Source organism: Ruegeria sp. B32 (genome assembly GCF_025141855.1).
In the GTDB taxonomy this organism is placed as follows: domain Bacteria; phylum Pseudomonadota; class Alphaproteobacteria; order Rhodobacterales; family Rhodobacteraceae; genus Ruegeria; species Ruegeria arenilitoris.
In genome coordinates, this window is the sequence record NZ_CP081106.1 from 532,094 (window position 1) to 552,066 (window position 19,973).

Below are 19,973 nucleotides of genomic sequence, written 5' to 3' on the forward strand. Positions count from 1 at the left end.
ATGGTGGATCAGACAAAAATCGCGACAGGTGATCGACGGGCCTGGCTGGGCCTTCTGGCACGTGCGCCGGCCGAGGCGCTGGCGGCCTTGTGGACCGCCTACGGCGCGCGCCCCGAATTCCAGTGGTTGCGCACGCCCGAGATCGGCGGAGTCATGGTGCGGGGGCGGGCAGGCGGCACGGGTGCGCCCTTCAATCTGGGCGAGATGACGATCACGCGCTGCGCTCTGGTTCTGCCTGACGGAACCGAGGGCCACGGATATGTACAAGGGCGCGACAAAACCCATGCCGAGACGGCCGCTCTGATCGACGCGCTGATGCAGACCGGGGACGCGGACGCCGTGCGGGCGAAAATCCTCGAGCCGCTGACCCGTCAGTTTCAGGCGGCCAGATCGGCCCGGGCCGCCAAGGCCGCGGCCACCAAGGTCGAGTTCTTCACGATGGTTCGGGGAGAGGATCAATGACCCCACAGACCCGTTTTTCAGGCGGTTTCACCGACGTGCCGGTTCAGGCGGCCCACGCCTTTCGTGCGGCCATGACCGTGATGGCGCGGCCGGGCGAGAAGCGGCAACTGGTCGGCGCGACCCCGCCCGATGGCCTGTCGGTCGCTGCGGGAACGCTGCTGCTGACGCTGTGCGACCCGGACACGAGCGTTCATCTGGCGGGCGGGGCCGACAACCCGGCCATTCGCCAATGGCTGACCTTCCATACCGGTGCGCCCCTCGTCCCCGCCGCGCAGGCGGATTTCGCCGTTGGCTGCTGGCAGGATCTGGTGCCGCTAGACCAGTACCGGATCGGAACGCCGGAATACCCGGACCGATCCGCCACCCTGATCGTGGAGTGCGACGCGCTGGACCTTTCCGGTGCCGTCCTGCGAGGTCCGGGCATCCGCGACACTGCACGCCTGGCCGTGCCCGATGTCGCGGCGCTGCAGGCCAATTCGGCGATGTACCCCTTGGGGTGCGATTTCTTCTTCACCTGCGGGGATATGGTTGCGGCCCTGCCGCGCAGCACCCGCATCCAGCCCGAGGGTTAGGCCATGTACGTAGCCGTCAAAGGGGGCGAAAAGGCGATTGAAAACGCCCATGCCTGGCTTGCAGAGGAACGCCGGGGCGATCCCGACGTGGCCGAATTGTCCTTGGCGCAGATCCGCGAACAGCTCAGCCTTGCGGTGAACCGCGTGATGGCCGAGGGCTCTCTGTACGACCCCGATCTGGCCGCGCTGGCGATCAAGCAGGCGCGCGGTGATCTGATCGAAGCGATCTTCCTGATCCGCGCCTACCGCACCACCCTGCCGCGGTTTGGATATTCGACCCCGGTCGATACCGGCGGCATGGCCTGCGACCGCAGAATCTCGGCCACGTTCAAGGACGCACCGGGCGGGCAGGTTCTGGGCCCGACCTTCGACTACACGCACCGTCTGCTGGATTTCAAACTGGCCGCCGATGGCGCGGAGCCTGAGGCCCCCACCGCCGCGCCGCGTCACGAGCCGACCCCGCACATCACCGAATTCCTCCAGGACGAAGGCCTGATCCAGGACGAACCCGCCAGCGATGAGCCGCCCGGCGACCTGACGCGCGAACCGATGGAGTTCCCGGCGGACCGCCCCCTGCGTCTGCAAGCACTTACGCGCGGGGATGAGGGGTTCGTGCTGGGCATGGCCTATTCGACCCAGCGCGGTTATGCGCGCAACCACGCTTTCGTGGGCGAGCTGCGCATCGGCACCGTCGCGGTCGAGATGGAAATCCCCGAACTGGGTTTCGCGATCGAGATCGGAGAGATCGCCCTGACTGAATGCGAAACGGTGAACCAGTTCAAGGGATCAAAGACCGAGCCTCCGCAGTTCACACGCGGCTATGGGCTGGTCTTCGGCCAGTCCGAACGCAAAGCCATCGCGATGGCGCTGGTGGACCGCGCCTTGCGCTGGGAGGAATTGGGCGAAGACGATCTGGGCGCTCCGGCGCAGGATCAGGAATTCGTCCTCAGCCATGCCGACAACATTCAGGCGACCGGCTTTCTGGAGCATATCAAGCTGCCGCATTACGTCGATTTCCAGTCCGAACTGGAACTGGTGCGCAAATTGCGCCGCGAGGCCGAAGGACGCTTGGCGTCACCGGAGGCGGCTGAATGACTCCAGTGACCTTCCTGCATCCTGTCCGCTTGATGGGTTGTCTTATCGGCGGCCAATGGCTGAGTGGCGGTTTCCGAGCCGATCGCGGACCATTCGCCATGTTGGTCGCGTCGCATGGCCCGGCGCCGTCGCCGGGAATGTATCCTGCGCCAGAGAAAGTACAGCATGACGACCGCGAAGGCCGAGGTAACCAGATAACCGTCCACAACAACACCAAAAACCGAAAGTGATACATCAAATGAATGAGTATAACTTCGCATATTTGGACGAACAAACCAAGCGGATGATCCGTCGAGCCATTCTCAAGGGCTTGGCCGTTCCGGGTTATCAGGTGCCGTTTGCCAGCCGCGAGATGCCCATGCCCTATGGCTGGGGCACGGGCGGGGTTCAGGTCTCGGCCGCGACGCTGACCCCGAACGATGTGTTCAAGGTCATCGATCAGGGCGCCGATGACACGACCAATGCCGTGTCGATCCGAAAGTTCTTTGAAAAGACGGCGGGCGTGGCCACGACCGAAGAGACCGAGAAGGCGACCATCATCCAGACCCGCCACCGCATCCCCGAGGCCCGGCTGCGCGCCGACCAGATCCTTGTCTATCAGGTGCCGATCCCCGAACCGCTGCGGTTTCTGGAACCGCGCGAGACGGAGACACGCAAGATGCACAGCCTGCAGGAATACGGGTTGATGCATGTGAAGCTCTACGAGGATATCAGCCAGCACGGTGCGATTTCCACGGCCTATGCCTATCCGGTCCGGGTGGCCGACCGTTATGTGATGGATCCGTCTCCGATCCCAAAATTCGACAATCCGAAACTGGAGATGGACGCGATCCAGCTGTTTGGGGCCGGGCGCGAGCAGCGGATCTATGCGGTGCCGCCGCATACGCGGGTGGTCAGTCTCGATTTCGAGGACTACCCGTTCGAGGCCAGCAAGGCCGACCATGCCTGCGACCTGTGCGGGGCCGAAGGCAGTTACCTGGACGAGGTGATCACGGACGATGCAGGCAACCGGATGTTCGTGTGTTCGGACACCGATTACTGCCGGTCCCGCCGCGAGGCCGGACACCAAGGCCGTTTGGCGCAGGAGGATGCGGCATGACCCCTCTGCTGCAGGTCAATGGCATCGAGAAACGCTATGGCGCGCGGATCGGCTGTCGTGATGTCAGTTTCGACCTCTACCCCGGTGAGGTGATGGGGATCGTCGGCGAAAGCGGGTCGGGCAAGTCGACCCTGCTGAACTGTCTGGCCGGGCATCTTAAGCCGGATGCCGGGCAGGTGATCTTTGATACCCGCGCCGACGGGCCGGTGGACACGGTCACGATGTCCGAGCCGGCCCGCCGGATGCTGGGGCGCACCGACTGGGCCTTTGTGCATCAGCATGCCCGCGACGGGCTGCGCATGTCGGTCAGCGCCGGCGGCAATATCGGCGAGCGACTGATGGCCGTGGGGAGCCGGGACTATGGTCAGATCCGCGGGCAGGCGCTGGATTGGCTCGGCCGGGTCGAGATTGCAGAAAGCCGCGTGGACGACCGACCCAGCGCGTTTTCGGGCGGCATGCAGCAACGGTTGCAGATCGCGCGCAACCTGGTGACCGGTCCGCGGCTGGTCTTCATGGATGAACCGACCGGCGGGTTGGATGTCTCGGTGCAGGCGCGGCTGCTGGACCTGCTGCGCGGCCTTGTGCGCGAGATGGGGCTGAGCGCTATCATCGTCACCCATGATCTGGCCGTGGTGCGGCTGTTGGCGGACCGGTTGATGGTGATGAAGGATGGCGAGGTGGTCGAGGCGGGGCTGACCGATCAGGTGCTGGACGACCCGCAGCATGCCTATACGCAACTGCTCGTGTCCAGCGTGCTGCAGGTTTGAATGCTACAGAAAAGATGAAATCCGATGATTGAACTGATCGACGTGAGCAAGAGCTTTACCCTGCACAATCAGGGCGGCGCCGTGATCCCCGTGATGGCGGGCGCGTCGCTGCAGGTCGGGGCCGGAGAATGCGTGGCCCTGACCGGGGCCAGCGGGGCCGGGAAGTCCACGCTGATGCGGGTGATCTATGGCAATTACCTGGCGGCCTCGGGGCAGGTGCGGGTGGGCGGCCTGGACGTCGCCCGGGCCCAACCGCGCGAGATACTGCAACTGCGCCGGGAAACTCTGGGCTATGTCAGCCAGTTTCTCCGTGTCGTACCGCGTGTGCCGACGCTGGAGGTCGTTGCCGAACCGCTTCTGGTTCAGGGGTGCGAGCGGCAGACCGCACTGGACAAGGCAGCGGGCCTCCTTCAGCGCCTGAATATTCCGGAACCGCTTTGGCGCCTCAGCCCCACGACATTTTCGGGCGGTGAACAGCAACGGGTGAATATCGCGCGTGGTTTTGCGCATGACTATCCGGCGCTGTTGCTGGATGAACCCACGGCCAGCCTTGACGCACGGAACCGCGAAACCGTGCTGTCCCTGATCCAAGAGGCAAAGGCTCGCGGTGCGGCTATCATCGGGATATTCCACGACCAAGAGGCCCGTGACCGGGTCTGCAACCGCGTGGTTGACGTCACTCAGTTTTCGCCAAGGGCCGCGGCATGAAGATGGCCCCGGTCATTGCGGTTGTCGGGCCTTCGGGTGTTGGAAAAGACAGCGTAATCCAAGCACTGCTGGCGCGCGCGCCGAACTTCGAAAGGGTGCGTAGAGTCATCACCCGTCCCCATGGCGAAGGCGGCGAGGATTTTGACCGCGTGTCCGACCGGGCGTTTCAAACAATGGTCCAAGAGGGCGGCTTTGTTCTGCACTGGGCCGCGCACGGGCTGCACTACGGCATACCCGTTGCGATCACGGAACAACGCCAAAGGGCCGACGCCGTTCTGGTCAACCTCTCAAGGGCTGTGTTGCCCGAGGCGCAGAAGGAATTTCGTGAGCTGATCGTGATATCCCTGACGGCCGACCCAAAGGTTCTGGCACAACGTCTGGCAGTGCGTGACCGGGAAAGCGCGGCCGATCAAGCCCGGCGTTTGGGGCGCGCCACTGCAGCCCTGCCCGAAGGTTTGAACCACGTGATCGAGGTCGACAATTCCGGGTCACTGGATGCGACCGTTGAAACCATCTTGTCCGGCCTTCAACCCGAAAGGGCGTACCGTTGAAGCATATGGAACCGCCCGTCTTCAGCCTCGCCCACAAGGGCCAGGTCCCCTATGTCAAAAGGGGCTGGCAGCAATGGGACAAGCCGTTGGTTCAGCACGGTTTGCACGTTTGCCAGCATCGGCTTGCTCAGGCGACCGGACAGGGTGATGTGAAAGCGGAATGCCTCCAGAACGTATGGGTAGCCCCAGTTCGTCAGATTGGCGTCCTGCTCCATGGTCAGCCCGGCCGCTCGGCGCCGGTTCATCTCGGTTTCCGAGGCCGGGGCACGAAAAGGGTCCAGGTCGCGGACGCAAGCCGCCGCAAGCGCGTTCAGGTCTCGTGTGTCGCCCACGGGCCGCAAAGCAAGAAACCGACCAAGGCGTGCAACTTCGAGCCCGTCCAGCGAAACGGGGGCGAATTTACCGGCCAGACGGGCGCAGGTATCCTGCAAAGCGGACAGCGACTGATCTTCACGCAAGCGAAACGGCGGCTTCATCGTGGCATGAAGCCCGTATTTGCGCGGCACTTGTGTTACCGAGGCGACGTCCAACCCGTCGATCACCGGATGTTCGACGGTCCGTCCCGCATCGATGTCCCACCCCAGCCACGCGGTTGCAAACCTGCTCCAGTCGGATTGGGCTGGGGGAACGAAATAGATCGCGTATCGCGCAAAATTCACAATGGCCTCCTGTTGCGTGGCTTCTCCTTACCTCAAACCACGTGAAAATCCGATGACAGATGAACTGACCCTTGCCAATGCGTTGCTTGTTCTGCCGGATGAGACCGTCCGGGGGTGTGTCCGTATCGTTGGCCAGACGATCGCTGACATAGACACCGGCGCGGCTGTTCCGAAAGGCGCGATTGACTGTGGTGGGGACTATGTGTCGCCCGGCCTGGTCGAGTTGCACACCGACAACCTGGAACGCCACATCCAGCCGCGGCCCAAGGTGGACTGGCCCCATGCCGCAGCCATTCTGGCGCATGACGCGGAACTGGCCAGCACCGGGATCACGACGGTTTTTGACGCAATGCGGGTGGGGTCGATCCCCTCCGGTGCCGGACGGTATCTGAAATACGCGCGCGGACTGTCCCGCGAGCTGTGGGAGTTGCGAGAGCAGGACGCACTCAAGATCAGCCACTTTCTGCATCTGCGCGCCGAAGTCTGTTCTGAAACGCTGGTCGAGGAACTGCAGGAATTCGGTCCAGAAGACCGGGTGGGCATCGTTTCGTTGATGGATCACACGCCCGGCCAGCGCCAGTTTAGGGACCTGTCCAAGTTCGAAGCCTATCTCAAAGGCAAGTACGCTATGGATGACGACATGTTCGCACGGCACGTCGACCAGTTGCGGGGGCTGAGGGACCGAAATGGAGACCGCCACGAGCAGGAGGCCGTGGACGCCGCGCGCCGCTTCGGAGCGGTTCTGGCCAGCCACGACGACACGACCGAGGCGCAAGTGGCGATATCCGCCCGTCATGGCATTCGGCTGGCCGAATTCCCAACGACGGTCGAGGCCGCACGGGCCTGTCACGCTCATGACATTCAGGTCATGATGGGCGCGCCAAACCTGATCCGGGGCGGGTCACATTCTGGGAATGTGGCAGCACGGGAACTGGCCGACTTGGGGTGTTTGGACATTCTGTCGTCGGACTATGTGCCGTCAGCCTTGCTGTTTTCCGCCGTTACCCTTGGGCGCATCTGGGATGACATGGCGCGTGGCATCGCCACTGTGACACGGGCTCCGGCACAGGCGGCGGGCCTAGCGGATCGCGGCGCTCTGAAACCGGGGCTGCGGGCAGACCTGATCCGTTTTCGAATGCGGGGCGACGTCCCGGCCCTGACTGCCGTCTGGTCGCGCGGGCAGCGCGTGGCCTGATCAGGCGAGGTAGAAGAGATAGCGGTCAGGCGCGATGGAGTCCGGGCCGTTGATCTGCTCGAACCCTTCCAGCGGTTGGCCGGAAATCAGCAACCCGCCTGGAACCATGACCGAGCCAATCAGCTTGCTGAGCCTCGCCGCTTCGGCCACGTCTTCGTGTTTGATCCCGCGACCGAAATCATAATGCGCCAATGCGATCCGCGGGCCATCTTCGGCCAGCTTCTTCAGCATCGGTTCAGCCTCGCCCTGCAGAAAATCTTCGGCCGGAGGGGTGCTGTCCGGGTGACATTGCAGAACCCGGTCCATGACCCAGATGCGCCGGTCGGGCAGGATCTCGCGCAGGTGGTCATAGGTGCGGCCGTTGCCCAAACCCATGTCCAGAACATCGCCTTTCAGCCCTTTGATCCGCGCCGCAGCCCAGTTCAGCCCGTCGCGCTGGGCGGTCAGGCGTCGCAGCATGGAATCCAGTCGGCTCATCAAGGTCTCCTCGGGTAATCAGTGTGGTCCTGCGGACCAGACGCGTGTGGGGCCCGCCATGAGACAATCCAGAAGCGCCTCGGTAAAGTCCCAGATCTGTTGATCATGGACAAGATGATGGGTCAACACGCCAAAAGGTTCGGTTGGGTCGGCACGTTCCTCGCGGCGATCCTGCAGCATCGAGACGGTTTTGGCGATCAACGCATTCGGATCGGCCAACCCTCGCGTACCGCGCCAGTCGATCGGATCCAGATGGGTATTGATCTGAGTCAGGCCCGGCGCTGCTTCTGCGTGCGTTCTGGGCGTGGCCGTGGACAGGAACCGATACCCGATCTCAGCAAGCTCTGCCGTCACTTCGGGCGCGATGCGATTCCAAGGGGGGACGAACATCGGGCACAGACTAGCACCGAAGAACTCCTGCAGACGCAGGAAGCCATGGCGTGCATCAGACACAATCGAGGCGAGCGGACGATGCAGGCGGAACTCGGACTTCTTTTCGCCCTTTGGTGCGTGGTTCTGGTGCGCCCAGCCGTGAACCACCGGAACCAAGCTGGTCTGGTCGGCAACCTGGTCGACCAGACCCTGACTGGCATCGCGTGGAATGATGGCCAGATGAACCGGCAGCCCGGTTCGGGATGACAGGCCCACCAAACGGTCTAATTGCCGGCTGGGTGCGATCGCGTCATCGTCCCGCCACCACAGTGGAAGCGTAAGCCCAGCCTCTCGCCACACCTGCAATTCGGATCGCAGCGGTGTCCAATCGGTTGTCATTGCCGAGCCTCCCAGAGCGAGGTGGCAATCTCTACCGACTTGCTGGCTCCGTCGAACCCGCCGTTCAATGGTTCGCGCGGGCCTTGATGCAGGACGCGGTCGACTGCTTGGGCCAATGCCTCTCCGGTCAGCTTCGCGCTGTTCAGCACGTCGACGGCCGGCAGGCGCGCGAGGCTCTTTGCCCTCAGGGTCTGCTCCACTTCCTTGCCATCGTCGAATGGGATCAGAACGGCCGGGGTCGCGCATTGCAGCAAGTCCATGGCGGTGTTGTACCCGCACATGCTGACCGAGGCTGCGGCCAGCGGTAGCATTTGCCTGAAATCCGGACGTACGGGCTCCAGAATGACATTTTCGCGATTTGTCATGTGCCTCAGTTCGGCAATCCGGTCTTCGGCATCCTGACCGCCGACCAGCAGGCGCCAGCGCCTGTTGGGCATCTTTTGGGCGGCCTCGATGGCCGCGCGAAAGATCGGTTGTCCGACCGATCCGCCGCCAGCGCTGACCAAAATTTCATTCGCTCCTTCCCCCTGTTCATGAGGACCCGGCGCAGGCGGGGCAACAAAGCCCGTATAGAACATGCGCCCGGCCAAACTGTCTGTAACCGGCCAGCTGGCATCCAGCGGCGTGATTTCTGGGTCGGAATGAACCAGTACGCCGTCATAGAAACGCTCAATGATTTCTTCGGTCCGCGCAGCTTTGGCGACTTTCGACGGTGGCGCGAGGATGTCCCGGACCGAACTCAGAACAACCGGACTGGACGGCAGTGACCGCGCAGTGGACAGCAGGGCCAGAAATTCGCCGGCCAGGCTACGGCGGCCGAAGGGATAGAGTTCCGTTATCAGGACATCGGGGTTTACCCGTCGAACAGCCTCGGTCAGGGCAATAGCGCGGGAGTTCAGATAGGCCGCGTCTGCAATATCTCCGTCGGCCGTCAGCAACCGTGTGAAATCGGTACCATCCGAACGCAGGGGTGGCAGCGCCAGCAGGGAAACTCCATCCGTGTTCAGTTGAGGTGCGGGCATCCCGCCGGATGCGACGGTCACGTCGTGCCCGGCATCCGCAAAAGCCCGACCCAAGGTCAGGGCGCGGCTGAGATGTCCGGTCCCCAGCAGATGGGTGACTACGATCATGGTCCTCATGACCCGGCCTCGCGCGGGATAAGCCGGACGGGCTCTGCCTCCGGTCGCATTTGCTCCAAATCGACCACGTAGAGACGATTGCGTTTGATGCGGAACGGCGCAGGGCCCTGGAACTCCCACCCCCAGGCAAGCGCCAAGATGACCCGCATGATTCCGATATGGCAGACAGCTACGTTGTCACCGGTCAGGCTGGACAGCCATGGCACAAGGCGGCGGCGAATGTCGGCCGGGCTTTCGCCGTTGGGGGGACGAAATTCCCAGCTCCAATCCTCGATATGCCGGTATCCTGTGTTGGCATCTGCAATCAGGTCTTCCCCGCGTTGGCCTTCCCAGTCGCCCCAATTCATCTCGACCAAAGCGGCCGAGGTTGCGGGTTCGCGTCCGGCGACCAGCCGCGCAGTTTCGCTGGCGCGGGTCAGGGGGCTGGACCATAGTTCGGCCCGGTCCCAAGGAGTTGGCAAGCGATATCGGGCCAGTTCGGCCTTTGCCTGATCATCGAGGCTGATGTCGCTGCGCCCCTGAATGCGCCCTGCGCGGTTCCAGGCGGTATGACCGTGGCGCAGAAGGGCCAGACGTGTCATGACATCTCCTCTACCAGCGAAGAAACTCCCGACCAGAACGTCCGCGTTGCGGTTGGCATCAAATGACGGCCGGCCACGTAGTCGCGCGCTTTTTGACCTTCGCTCCGACGCAGTTCGGGATCGGACAGCAGCCGGTCAATTCGCTCGGCCAGCGCGGCGGCGCCGTAATCAGGGGCAGGATGATTGGCAGGCGCCAGTACGTCGCGCACTCCCGGGCGATCCTGGGCGACAACGGGGACGCCCGCGGACTGCGCCTCGAGATAGGTCATCCCGTAGGCTTCGTTGACGCCCGGCCAGACCAACAGAGCAGCATCGGAGTAAATCGTTTCCAGGTCATCGCGGCTCAGCAGGCCCAAAAAACGGACACGTGTGCCGAAGGGGGCCATCAAAGCCTCGACATCCGGGCGGGCTGGCCCGTCGCCGGCGATGTTCAGCGTCCAATCCTCATTCAAAAATGCCAGCGTATCGGCCAGAATGCGGAAGGACTCCAACTTGTCCCCGTATCGCATCATTCCCACCGTCAGCATCGGCCCCGCGCATCGAGAGGGCCGAGGCAGGTCCGATCGGGGCAGGAAGGGTGGGAGTTCAATCAATGACTGATCACCGAACCGCTCGCGTTCCAGTGTGATCAAGTCATTTGCTGTGTGATAGAAGACCACCTGCGCGGCGTCGCAGGCATCGTGCGCAGCTTGGGCAAAGCCGGCCCAGGGCCCGGAAAGGCGCGACATGGCGCGGGTGCTCTCAAGCTGAACATAGGGTATCCCGCGCGCCCTGCAGACCGCCGGCCCCAAAAGGTCCGGAGCTTTGTAGTAGTTGTGATAGGTCACCCAGAGGCCTGTATCTGCAGGCAGTTCTGTGCTCAGTCGGGTGACCTCGGCCGCGGCTTCGCGGTCGAGACGGTTCTGAAGGTCCGGGTCTCCGGTTTTGTCATAGATGCGCAGCCGCGAGACCAGATCAACACGATGCCCGTCGGCCCCGATTGCAGCCATCAGGTTGCGAGCCATTTCGCGGTCGCCGGACGGAACCGGGCTGTCTGGGGCTTTCATCGGCGCATAGAAGGCGACCCGAACCATCAAGTACCCTCCGCGCACAAGGCTTTCAGGCGGCGGGACAGACGCGCAATGCCGGGGTCCATGCGAAAATTGGCAAGCAAGCGGTCATAAGCCGCATCAGCCATGATTGCCGCTTTCTGCGGGTCGGCGGCCAGGGTGGAAATGGCGTCTGCCAGCGCCTTGGGTTCGTCATCGGACAAGATGCCGTGCACGTTGTTGCGGATGAATTCAGGAATGGCCGAGACCGGAGTGGACAGGATCGGCAGTTTTTGCGACGCGGCTTCCATCAGGACATTGGGCAGGCCGTCCCGGTCGCCGTCCGCGGCGATGCGGCTGGGCAGCACGAACAGATCCGCATCGCGCATGGCCGCAATGACTTCGGGTTGATCGCAGGCGCCTTTCCAAGTGATGCGATCCTGCAGGCGCAGATTTTCCGCCAGGCTGCGCAGGTTGTCCGACAAGGTGCCGCCGCCAATGTGGGTCCAGTGCCAGTCGATCTCTGGGGGGAGTATGGCCAAGGCGTGGATCAAGCGATCAAAGCCTTTCTTTTCTACCAGTCGTCCGACGGACACCATATGGAACCGTTCATCGACGGATCGCAGTTTTCGTACGGGCGGCTCAGGAAATCGCGTCAGGTCCAGCCCGTGATAGATCAGATCGACACGGGCGGGGTCAACGGCCAGATCGCGCAAGTGCCGCGCGCCGATCTCGGTGCAGGTTGCGCCGAACGCCGCTCCGAAGGTGTCAGCGTGAAGTTTTTCACGCTTTTCCCACTCGGGCGACGTCCAGATATCCTTGGCGTGAGCCGAAAAGCTCCACGGCAGGCCGCGCATGATTGCAGCATAGCGGGCAACCGAGGACGGGGTATGCAGGAAGTGGGCATACAGCGCGCGCGTGTCGCCGGGCAATTCCGCGGCCAGAACGCAAGCCTGTCCAAAGCGGCGGATCCGGTTGTGCGTGGGATCGCGACGCAGATCCTGTCGCCACACCCGGTAGGCCTGTGCGTAACCCGGAAGCGCCTGTGCGGTTCGTCTCGCCGCCCATACGCGTTGGGGTTCCTGGTACAGGTATTCGGGAAGATAGTGCACCCGCCCCTGAAATCGGTCGTGCAGGGGGTGGCGTTTGGTGTCGGTTGGGTGGCGCAATGACCAGATGTCGAAGGCGTGGCCGGCATCCTGCAAAGCAACCAGTTCCTGAGCGATGAACGTCTCGGACAGGCGCGGCCAACCTTTGACCAACACCGCCAGTCTCGGCTCTGCGTCGGTCATCCGGTCGCTCGTTCCTGTTCCACGCTCAGCAGGGCCTCGACCCGATCAGAGACATAGTCCAAGCCATCCAGCAAACCGGCCCGGATCGCCTGCGAGGGAAGGGGCTGCTGCGGCAGGTTGCGAATGGCCGTGATCATCGCATCGGCCGTCAACCCATCACGGGTCTCGTCCAGCATCCGCACAAGACCCAGTTCCTCGGCGCGCGAGGCGCGGATCCACTGTTCCAGCCGCGGGGTGGTTCGCGGGACGATCACCGCGCGTTTGTCAAAGGAGAGCACCTCGCAGAACGTGTTGTATCCGCCCATGCAGACCACACCCGCCGCGCCGGCGAACAGGGTTTCGATCTGGGATTCGAACCCGACCGCCGTTACACGACCGTTCAGGGCCGCCACGCGGGCCTCGAATTCTTCGCGCAACTCACCGGACAGGAAAGGGCCATAGACGAGCAGGGCTCGGGGGGACAGATCAGGGTCTTTTTCATATGCGGACAGGACAAGGTTGACCATTGCCTTCCCGTCGCCACCGCCTCCGGGCGTGATAAGGATATAGGGCTGCTCGGGAGGTTCGCCGACAGGGCCGAGATCGCGGCGCAGATAGCCGGTCCAGTGAATCCGCGCCTGCGCCGACGGGCTGAGCGGCAATCCTTCTGTCGGGTCATAAACCGACCGCAGGCCGTAGACCCAGATTTCGTGATAGTACTTCTCGGTCGCGGCGACGGCATCCTTTCGGGCCCATTCCGCCGCCAGAACCTCGGGTTCGTCCAGAACGTCGCGAAGACCCAGCACCAGTTTGGCGCGCCCGGATTGATGCAGCTGTTCAAGGGTGGGCAGCAGTTCGCCCCGGAATCCGGTCGGCTCCTTGTCGACGACGACGACGTCCGGATCGAATTGGCGCATGGTGGTCTGGATCAGTCCCGAACGCAGCTCGGTAACCTCGTCAATCCCCATTCCGATCGTGCGCGCGGCATACGAACCATCGGCCCGCTTGGTCACGCCCGGCAGGCGTACATGGTCCACGCGCCGCGGAAAAGTGAAGCGCCCGGCAACGGGCGAGCCCGTCAGGATCAGCGCCGAAGCCCGCGGGTTCGCCCGCGTCATTGCCGCAGCCAGCGCTCGGGAGCGTCTGAGATGACCCAGTCCGAACGTATCATGACTGTAGAACATTATGCGCGGAGCGCGACCGGTCTGTTTGTCGTCGATGCCTAGGCTCATGCCCTCGCTCGTATCATTGTTACGGTGCAGTTTCCGCGCGTTTCGCACCAGTTATCTTATATTTTTTGACACCGCCTGCCAAAGGGTCTGTGTCAAAGCCGCAAATGCGTCAATCATTGCGATTTGGCAACAGCCATTGCGCAAGTCACCAATAACGCGAAGCCTGCAACATTCCCCGAAGTTGGCAAAGCCCGGATTTGCCGGATGCTGCCTGCTCTTATAGGAATTCCAGAGGGTTGGAAACATCCTGCCTTTGGGCTTGCGCCAAAAACACGGTCCTACACGATGTCGGGAAGCAACGAGTGGATCGTTTGATCAAGGCCGGTGCGTTCTATAGGCTGTCGTGCAGCAAGAGATCAGGATGCAAGACTTTATGAAACCGAACTTTCTTGTCCGTGTACTGTTCCTGACGTGGACAATCGCTCTGGTCTGCGCGACCGGTGCGGCGGCGCAGACCTCGCTGATCCCGGGGTATCCCGTGGCGTCCGGTGAAACAGAGGCTCCGCAGGACAACGATGTTGCGGCCGCGATCCGCGCCGCGACCGAGGCGGGCGCCAGCGTGATCGTCATCGACAGCGCCGGGCAGGTCGTATCCTCGGTTGGGCAGGCTGGTGGCCAGCCCGAGGACATCGCTCATGATCCGATGGCGGAAAGTTCGCAGTTGATGAAGGCGCAGGAGCGCTTTGCCAAGTTCAGCGAAGCCGTGAGATCCCGCCTTGAGGCGTTGCCCTATTCGATCTTCGAGGTGCGCTACATCCTCGAGCAAACCAGTCCTGATGGCCGGATATTCACCTATGTCGAGGTGCTGGGATGGAACATACTGTTCCTGATGGTTGGCCGATGGCTGTCGATCGAGCTGTACGGCAAGCGCTTTGCCCGACGATGGGTCGTGGCCCGGATCAAGGAAAACCCGCAGGGGTATCGGGAAAAGATGCCGTTCCTTGTGTTCCGGTTCCTGATGGGTATCGGCGCCACGGTGTTTGCAATGCTGATGGCTCTGATCGTCGGGTATCTGTTCTTCGGCGAGGCCGAAGATATCTCGATCCAGTTCACCGTCACGGCGATTTTCACTGCGTTTTTCCTGTCACGTACGGTTTCCGACCTGTGGCGGATGGTGCTGTCGCCGTATCTCAGCCAGTACAGGCTGCCGCCATTCTCGGACCGTGACGCCAAGCGGCTGTACATCTGGGCATCGGCGCTGGCGACCTATGACATTACCGCTGTTCTGTTTTCCACCTGGGTGGCGGATTTCGGGCTCAACTACAACGTCTACGCGATGGTCTATGGCGGGCTGACCCTGATCGGGATGGTCGGGAACATCCTGATGATCCTGTTCAATGCCCCGGCCATTTCGAACGCCATCCGAGGCGGCCGCCAGCCAGACCAGGTGTCCTGGTTGCTGCGGTTCGTGTCATTTGGCTGGGCCCCGGCCCTGATCGTCTATCTGGTCTTCAGTTGGTTCAAGCTGGCGGTGGATCTTGTGCTCGAGACCGAGGACTCGCTGCCGATCGTCGCAAGCAGCTACATGATCTTCATGTCGGTCGTCATCGCATATGGCGCCATGAACTATCTGCTCGAGCGGTACTTCGATCGCAACCGGCAGATCGAGGCTCTGAATGCCGAACTCGATTCCGATGAGGAGGCCGTTCGCACCTCGGAGACGCCCGAGGCGGAGAAGCGCAAGCACACATTGGTGACATACGAAGATCTTGCGCGGCGTGTCGCGGGCATCCTGGCCTTTGTCGTCGGCATCTATGCGCTGGTCGTCATCTGGAATCCCGAAGCCAGCTGGAGCGAGGATTTGCCCATTGGCAGGGCGCTGGATGTGATGGTGATCCTGTTCATCGGCTACATCCTGTTCCACTTCTTCCGGATCTGGATCGACACCAAGATCGCTGAAGAAACCGATGATGGAGCCGCCGAAGCCGAGTTGGGTGACGAGGGCGGAGAGGGCGGTCAAAGCCGCCTTGCCACGCTGCTGCCTCTGTTCAGGGGCGCCATACTGGCCGTGGTGGTCGTGACCATCGTGCTGATCGTTCTGATGGAACTGGGAATAAATGTCAGCCCGCTGTTTGCAGGCGCCGGCGTTGTCGGTCTGGCCGTGGGCTTTGGCTCGCAAACCCTGGTGCGGGACATTTTCTCGGGCGCGTTCTTCCTGCTGGATGACGCGTTCCGCAAGGGAGAATACATCGACATCGGAGATGTCAAAGGCACGGTCGAAAAAATCTCGGTCCGGTCTTTCCAGCTACGCCACCATCTGGGAGCCCTGAACACGATTCCGTTTGGTGAAATCAAGGTTCTGACCAACTACTCGCGCGACTGGGTGATCATGAAACTGCCTCTGCGCGTGACCTATGACACGGACGTCGAGAAGGTCCGCAAACTGATCAAGAAGCTGGGACAGGAGTTGCTGGAGGACCCGGTGATCGGGGACAACTTCATCCAGCCGCTCAAGTCGCAGGGCGTTATCGAGATGCAGGATTCCGCGATGATCATCCGGGTGAAGTTTATGACCAAGCCGGGCGACCAGTGGCTGGTGCGCAAAAAGGTGTACCAAGAAATCCGCGAGTTGTTCGCGCGAGAAGGCATCAAGTTTGCCCACCGCGAAGTCACGGTACGACTGGCCGATGGCAAGGAGCCCGAAGACCTGTCTCCGAAACAACGCGAGGCGGTCACCGGCGCGGTGCAAGCCGCGATTGACGAGGATTATCTGGACGATATCGGCCCCGGTGGAGACGACCGCTAGGGCGCTCCCGCCCCTTTGACCTGCGGCGCAGGTGTGCCGCCGTTCCAAGCGTTGGGCAGGGCCGCGCGGCGGTCGGGCCTTTGTTCAGGTGGTTTGCCACGTTGGATCGGACGTGCCGAGCCGGGATGCCGGGATCGGCCAGTGCATCCGTGCCTCACCGACGCTCAGCGCGGGTTTCAGCCGTTTGCCGGGGCCCCAGCCGGACTCTTCCGATCGGGATGCGTAGTCCCCGGGTTCGGCAGCGGTGATCGGGTCTCCTGTCTCGGATTTCGCGAGGCTGGCCAGTAACTCGGCGGTGCGCGCCAGCGACAGGCGCCCATCCATGATCGAATGCCCCGAAGCCGCTTCTGTCAGGGCCGAGAGGACAGCGGCGGCCATCAAATAGCCGGTGGCATGGTCAAGTGCTTGAACTGGCAGCGGGGTGGGTTTGTCGGCTCCGGCCCAAACGCGACCGGCGTCAGCGATCCCCGCGCTCATCTGGACGAGGCTGTCAAATCCGCGACGGGTGGCCCAAGGCCCCTGCCAACCATAGGCATCCAGCGTAACCTCGACCCGGTTTGGAGCGACCGTATCGCGCACCTCTTTGGTCAGGCCCAGAGCATCCAGCGCACCGGGGCGGTAGCCATGGACAAAGACATCCGCTTGCGCGAGCAGCTCTTGCAGCTTTTCCAGGCCAGCGGGTGGCTTGAGGTCCAGATACGCGCAGCGCTTGCCGAGCGAGATATCGGGGATCACGCCCGGCTCATCCCAACCCGGTGGGTCGATGCGCAGCACTTCGGCTCCGAACCCGACCAGCGTGCGGGTGGAAACCGGGCCGGCCAGCACGCGCGTCATGTCGAGAACCCGAAGCCCGGCCAAAGGCCGATCCGCGCGCGCCTGAGGCCTGTCGCGCAGCGTGATCCGGCGTGGGCCGTGCCAGCCGATCAACGGATCCCGCGTCACGGCGCGGCCTTGAGGGTGGTCAAGCCACTCGGCCCGGCTGCGCATGGCGGCGGCAACACCACCCTGCGCCACGATATCCGTTTCAAGGTTCGAGACCGACCAGCTCTTGATGGCCTGCGTCACCGCCGCACGATCCCCCTCGGTCGCCATAACCTTGAGGGCCGCTTCCCTATGGTGGGGGAGGTTGGTGTGCAACCTGATCCAGCCATCGGCCCCCCGATAGTCGCCCGCGATCGGATCCCAGAGGCTTGGCATATCCCAGCCTTCGGGCTTGAACGAGTATCCGAACCACAGCGACGCAAGGCGGTGATCGACCATTGCCTTGGGTGGGAGCGAGACAAGATTGGTGGCCTGCATGAACCGTCCAAGCTCGTGGCCCACGGCAGCAAAGCTGGCTGTTGCCAGCTCGGATACGGCAAAGGCGCTGGGAAGCGCACCGGAACCGGCGACCCGATAGGCCTCGGACGGTGGAAGCGAAGCCAGCAGGCTCATTGCTGATAGGGGTCCAGACTGTCGCGCAGCCCGTCACCCAGGAAATTGAAGGCTAGCACCACCACGATGATCGGTAGCATCGGGATGGCCGTCCACGGATAGATCTCGATCGAGGCGAGGTTTTGCGCGTCGTTCAGCATCACGCCCCAGCTGACCGCCGGTGCCCGCAGGCCGAGGCCAAGGAAGCTGAGTGCCGTTTCCCCCAGAATCATGGCGGGGATCGACAGCGTGGCCGAGGCAATCAGGTGTGACATGAAGTTCGGCAACAGGTGCTTGCGGATCACCCGGCCGGAACTGGCACCCATCATCTCGGCGGCGCGCACATATTCTTCTTCGCGCAGCGACAGGAATTTGGCGCGCACGGATCGGGCCAGCCCTGGCCAGTCGAGGATGCCGAGGATGATCGAGATGATGAAGAACACCGCAACCGGCGACCAGTTCGACGGAACTGCGGCCGATAGTGCCAGCCACAGGGGGAGTTCGGGCAAAGACCGCAGGATTTCGATCACGCGGTTGATGACCCAGTCGATCCGCCCGCCGAAATAGCCGGCCAGCGACCCGAACAGGATGCCAAGGAAGAACGAGACCGAAATGCCGATCAGGCCCACGGTCAGCGACAGCTGCGCGCCATAGAGGATGCGGCTGAAGATATCGCGGCCCAGCCGGTCCGAACCCCAGAGGAACAGTGTCGTGCCTTCCGGGGCGCAGAACAGATGCGTGTTTGACCGGATGAGCCCGGCCAGCTTGTACTCGGATGCCTCGCAGAAGAACCGCACGGGTCGCGGATCCTCGGTGTCAGGGACGAATTTCCATTGGAACGTCTCGAGGTCGGCCTCGGCCACGATCGGGTAGACGAACGGCCCAATGAACTCGCCCTGGTGGAACCAGTTCACCGATTGGGGCGGTGCGTAGAGATGTTCGCCATTTCGTTCGTTCGGGCCATAAGGCGCGATGAACCCTGCAAACGGGAGCATCAGATAGCACAGCAGCAGAAAAATGCCCGATATCAGACCCAGCCGGTGTGTCTTGAACTTGCGCCAGACCAGAACCCAATTCGGGGCGTCCAGATCCCTGCGCTCCAATTGCTGCAAAGATGCTTCGGGATCAAACGGGGCGTCGTCGACAAAGCGACCGTCGGGAAGTTTGCTCATGCTTCGCGCCCCTCGTACCGGATACGCGGGTCAAGCATGACCAGCAGAATGTCGGAGATCATGGTGCCGATCAGCGTCAGCAGCGCCACGAACATCAGAATGAAGGCTGACAGGAACTGGTCCTGTGTCTTAAGCGCCGTCAGCAGCGTGGGGCCGATGGTCTGCAAACCCAGCACCACCGAAACCAGAACCGATCCCGACACCATCGAGGGCAGCAGGTTGCCGATGTCGGCCACGAAGGGGTTGAAGGCGACGCGCAGCGGGTACTTGGTCAGCATCCGCGACGGCGACATGCCCTTGGCTATAGCGGTTTCAACATATGGCTTGCCCAATTCGTCCAGCATGTTGGCGCGCAGGCGCTGCATCATGGCCGAGGCGCCCGAGGTGCCGATCACGAATGTGGGCACGATCAGATGAACCAGGATGGACTTCATCTTGTCCCAGCTCATGGGTTGCCCCTCATACACCGGGTCCATCAATCCGCCGATGGGCAAATTGAGGTAACGGTGCCCGTAGTAGAACAGGATAAGCGCCAGCAGAAAGTTGGGCGTCGCCAATCCCAGATAGCCCACGAAGGCGGTCGTATAGTCGACCCAAGTCCGCGACTTGGCCGCCGCCATAACGCCCAGAGGCAAGGCCACGGCATAGACGAACAGGATCGCGGCAAGGTTCACGACCACGGTCAGCCACAGCGTGTCCCCGACGATGTCGGCAACCGGACGATCGAATTCGAAGGACCAGCCGTAGTTGCCCTGCAGCAATCCCTCAAACCCATGAGGGCCGGGAAAGAAGCCGACCCAGATCAGGTATTGTTCCCACATCGGGCGGTCCAGAGCGTATTCCTTTCGCAGGAATTCCGCCTTGGCCACACCGGCCGACTGCCCCGAAGCCTGCAGCTCGGCAATCTGATTGCTGAGATAATCTCCTGGCGGCAGGTTGATGATCACGAAGATCAGCATCGATACCACCAACAGGGTCAGCAGCATCGTGAAAAAGCGATACACCGCGTAGCGGAGCATGATCATCTATCCGCTC

The 19,973-nt window shown here is 62.5% G+C and carries 20 protein-coding genes; 9 read left to right on the forward strand and 11 right to left on the reverse strand.

The genetic code is table 11. The features are described from left to right. From phnG to phnN, 7 genes are all read left to right on the forward strand, one after another. Positions 1-462: a phosphonate C-P lyase system protein PhnG gene (gene phnG, locus K3752_RS02850; RefSeq protein WP_260064830.1), complete on the forward strand. Its 462-nt coding sequence runs from the start codon at positions 1-3 to the stop codon at positions 460-462. Further along, the gene (gene phnH / locus K3752_RS02855; protein WP_260064832.1) at positions 459-1,034 is read left to right on the forward strand and encodes a phosphonate C-P lyase system protein PhnH; all 576 of its coding nucleotides are present in this window, start codon (positions 459-461) and stop codon (positions 1,032-1,034) included. The genes phnG and phnH overlap by 4 nt, the downstream gene beginning before the upstream one ends. A gap of 3 nt (positions 1,035-1,037) precedes the next feature. Further along, positions 1,038-2,129, forward strand: coding sequence for a carbon-phosphorus lyase complex subunit PhnI (locus K3752_RS02860; RefSeq protein WP_260064834.1), 1,092 nt, complete (start codon positions 1,038-1,040; stop codon positions 2,127-2,129). 238 nt (positions 2,130-2,367) lie between these two features. Beyond that, positions 2,368-3,228: an alpha-D-ribose 1-methylphosphonate 5-phosphate C-P-lyase PhnJ gene (locus K3752_RS02865; RefSeq protein ID WP_311201681.1), complete on the forward strand. Its 861-nt coding sequence runs from the start codon at positions 2,368-2,370 to the stop codon at positions 3,226-3,228. Continuing rightward, positions 3,225-3,995 (forward strand): phosphonate C-P lyase system protein PhnK, encoded by a 771-nt coding sequence (phnK, locus tag K3752_RS02870; protein ID WP_170585243.1) that lies wholly within the window; start codon positions 3,225-3,227, stop codon positions 3,993-3,995. The genes K3752_RS02865 and phnK overlap by 4 nt, the downstream gene beginning before the upstream one ends. A gap of 24 nt (positions 3,996-4,019) precedes the next feature. Then, positions 4,020-4,703, forward strand: coding sequence for a phosphonate C-P lyase system protein PhnL (gene phnL / locus K3752_RS02875; protein ID WP_170367844.1), 684 nt, complete (start codon positions 4,020-4,022; stop codon positions 4,701-4,703). After that, a complete protein-coding gene (gene phnN, locus K3752_RS02880; RefSeq protein ID WP_170367846.1) occupies positions 4,700-5,254 on the forward strand; it encodes a phosphonate metabolism protein/1,5-bisphosphokinase (PRPP-forming) PhnN in 555 nt (184 codons plus the stop codon). Before phnL ends, phnN begins: the two co-directional genes overlap by 4 nt. On the opposite strand, the gene K3752_RS02885 is transcribed toward phnN, so the two are convergent. Beyond that, entirely contained in the window at positions 5,230-5,913 is a 684-nt protein-coding gene (locus K3752_RS02885) for a DUF1045 domain-containing protein (protein ID WP_260064840.1), read from the reverse strand. The two genes, phnN and K3752_RS02885, sit on opposite strands and share 25 nt — an antisense overlap. 52 nt (positions 5,914-5,965) lie before the next feature. On the opposite strand from K3752_RS02885, the gene K3752_RS02890 reads away from it, so the two are divergent. Beyond that, complete coding sequence (locus K3752_RS02890; protein ID WP_260064841.1) at positions 5,966-7,108, forward strand: alpha-D-ribose 1-methylphosphonate 5-triphosphate diphosphatase; 1,143 nt, start codon at positions 5,966-5,968, stop codon at positions 7,106-7,108. On the opposite strand, the gene K3752_RS02895 is transcribed toward K3752_RS02890, so the two are convergent. The 7 genes from K3752_RS02895 to K3752_RS02925 are packed head-to-tail and all read right to left on the reverse strand — an operon-like array spanning position 7,109 to position 13,607. Continuing rightward, positions 7,109-7,585: a class I SAM-dependent methyltransferase gene (locus tag K3752_RS02895; protein ID WP_093964551.1), complete on the reverse strand. Its 477-nt coding sequence runs from the start codon at positions 7,583-7,585 to the stop codon at positions 7,109-7,111. Positions 7,586-7,603: 18 nt separating this feature from the next. After that, positions 7,604-8,356 carry a polysaccharide deacetylase family protein gene (locus K3752_RS02900; RefSeq protein WP_260064843.1) on the reverse strand — a complete coding sequence of 251 codons (753 nt, stop codon included), beginning with the start codon at positions 8,354-8,356 and terminating at the stop codon, positions 7,604-7,606. Beyond that, on the reverse strand, positions 8,353-9,495 hold the full coding sequence (locus tag K3752_RS02905) for a glycosyltransferase family protein (protein ID WP_260064844.1): 1,143 nt from the start codon (positions 9,493-9,495) through the stop codon (positions 8,353-8,355). The genes K3752_RS02900 and K3752_RS02905 overlap by 4 nt, the downstream gene beginning before the upstream one ends. Continuing rightward, complete coding sequence (locus K3752_RS02910; RefSeq protein ID WP_260064846.1) at positions 9,492-10,076, reverse strand: histidine phosphatase family protein; 585 nt, start codon at positions 10,074-10,076, stop codon at positions 9,492-9,494. Before K3752_RS02910 ends, K3752_RS02905 begins: the two co-directional genes overlap by 4 nt. Further along, positions 10,073-11,149, reverse strand: a complete 1,077-nt coding sequence (locus K3752_RS02915; RefSeq protein ID WP_260064848.1) for a glycosyltransferase family 4 protein — start codon at positions 11,147-11,149, stop codon at positions 10,073-10,075. Before K3752_RS02915 ends, K3752_RS02910 begins: the two co-directional genes overlap by 4 nt. Next, positions 11,149-12,396: a glycosyltransferase family 4 protein gene (locus K3752_RS02920; protein WP_260064850.1), complete on the reverse strand. Its 1,248-nt coding sequence runs from the start codon at positions 12,394-12,396 to the stop codon at positions 11,149-11,151. Before K3752_RS02920 ends, K3752_RS02915 begins: the two co-directional genes overlap by 1 nt. Continuing rightward, positions 12,393-13,607: a glycosyltransferase family protein gene (locus K3752_RS02925; RefSeq protein WP_170369778.1), complete on the reverse strand. Its 1,215-nt coding sequence runs from the start codon at positions 13,605-13,607 to the stop codon at positions 12,393-12,395. Before K3752_RS02925 ends, K3752_RS02920 begins: the two co-directional genes overlap by 4 nt. A 373-nt stretch (positions 13,608-13,980) precedes the next feature. Between K3752_RS02925 and K3752_RS02930 the strand changes: the two genes are divergently transcribed. Next, positions 13,981-16,353, forward strand: coding sequence for a mechanosensitive ion channel family protein (locus K3752_RS02930; protein ID WP_260066244.1), 2,373 nt, complete (start codon positions 13,981-13,983; stop codon positions 16,351-16,353). Positions 16,354-16,437: 84 nt separating this feature from the next. Here the strand turns inward: K3752_RS02930 and K3752_RS02935 are convergent, their stop codons facing one another. Genes K3752_RS02935 through K3752_RS02945 form a run of 3 tightly spaced genes read right to left on the reverse strand, consistent with a single transcriptional unit; the run spans position 16,438 to position 19,963 of the window. Beyond that, a complete protein-coding gene (locus tag K3752_RS02935; RefSeq protein ID WP_170420196.1) occupies positions 16,438-17,787 on the reverse strand; it encodes a CoA transferase in 1,350 nt (449 codons plus the stop codon). Then, the gene (locus K3752_RS02940; protein WP_170357056.1) at positions 17,784-18,938 is read right to left on the reverse strand and encodes an ABC transporter permease; all 1,155 of its coding nucleotides are present in this window, start codon (positions 18,936-18,938) and stop codon (positions 17,784-17,786) included. The genes K3752_RS02935 and K3752_RS02940 overlap by 4 nt, the downstream gene beginning before the upstream one ends. Beyond that, complete coding sequence (locus K3752_RS02945; RefSeq protein WP_170436309.1) at positions 18,935-19,963, reverse strand: ABC transporter permease; 1,029 nt, start codon at positions 19,961-19,963, stop codon at positions 18,935-18,937. The genes K3752_RS02940 and K3752_RS02945 overlap by 4 nt, the downstream gene beginning before the upstream one ends. Positions 19,964-19,973 lie beyond the last annotated feature (10 nt).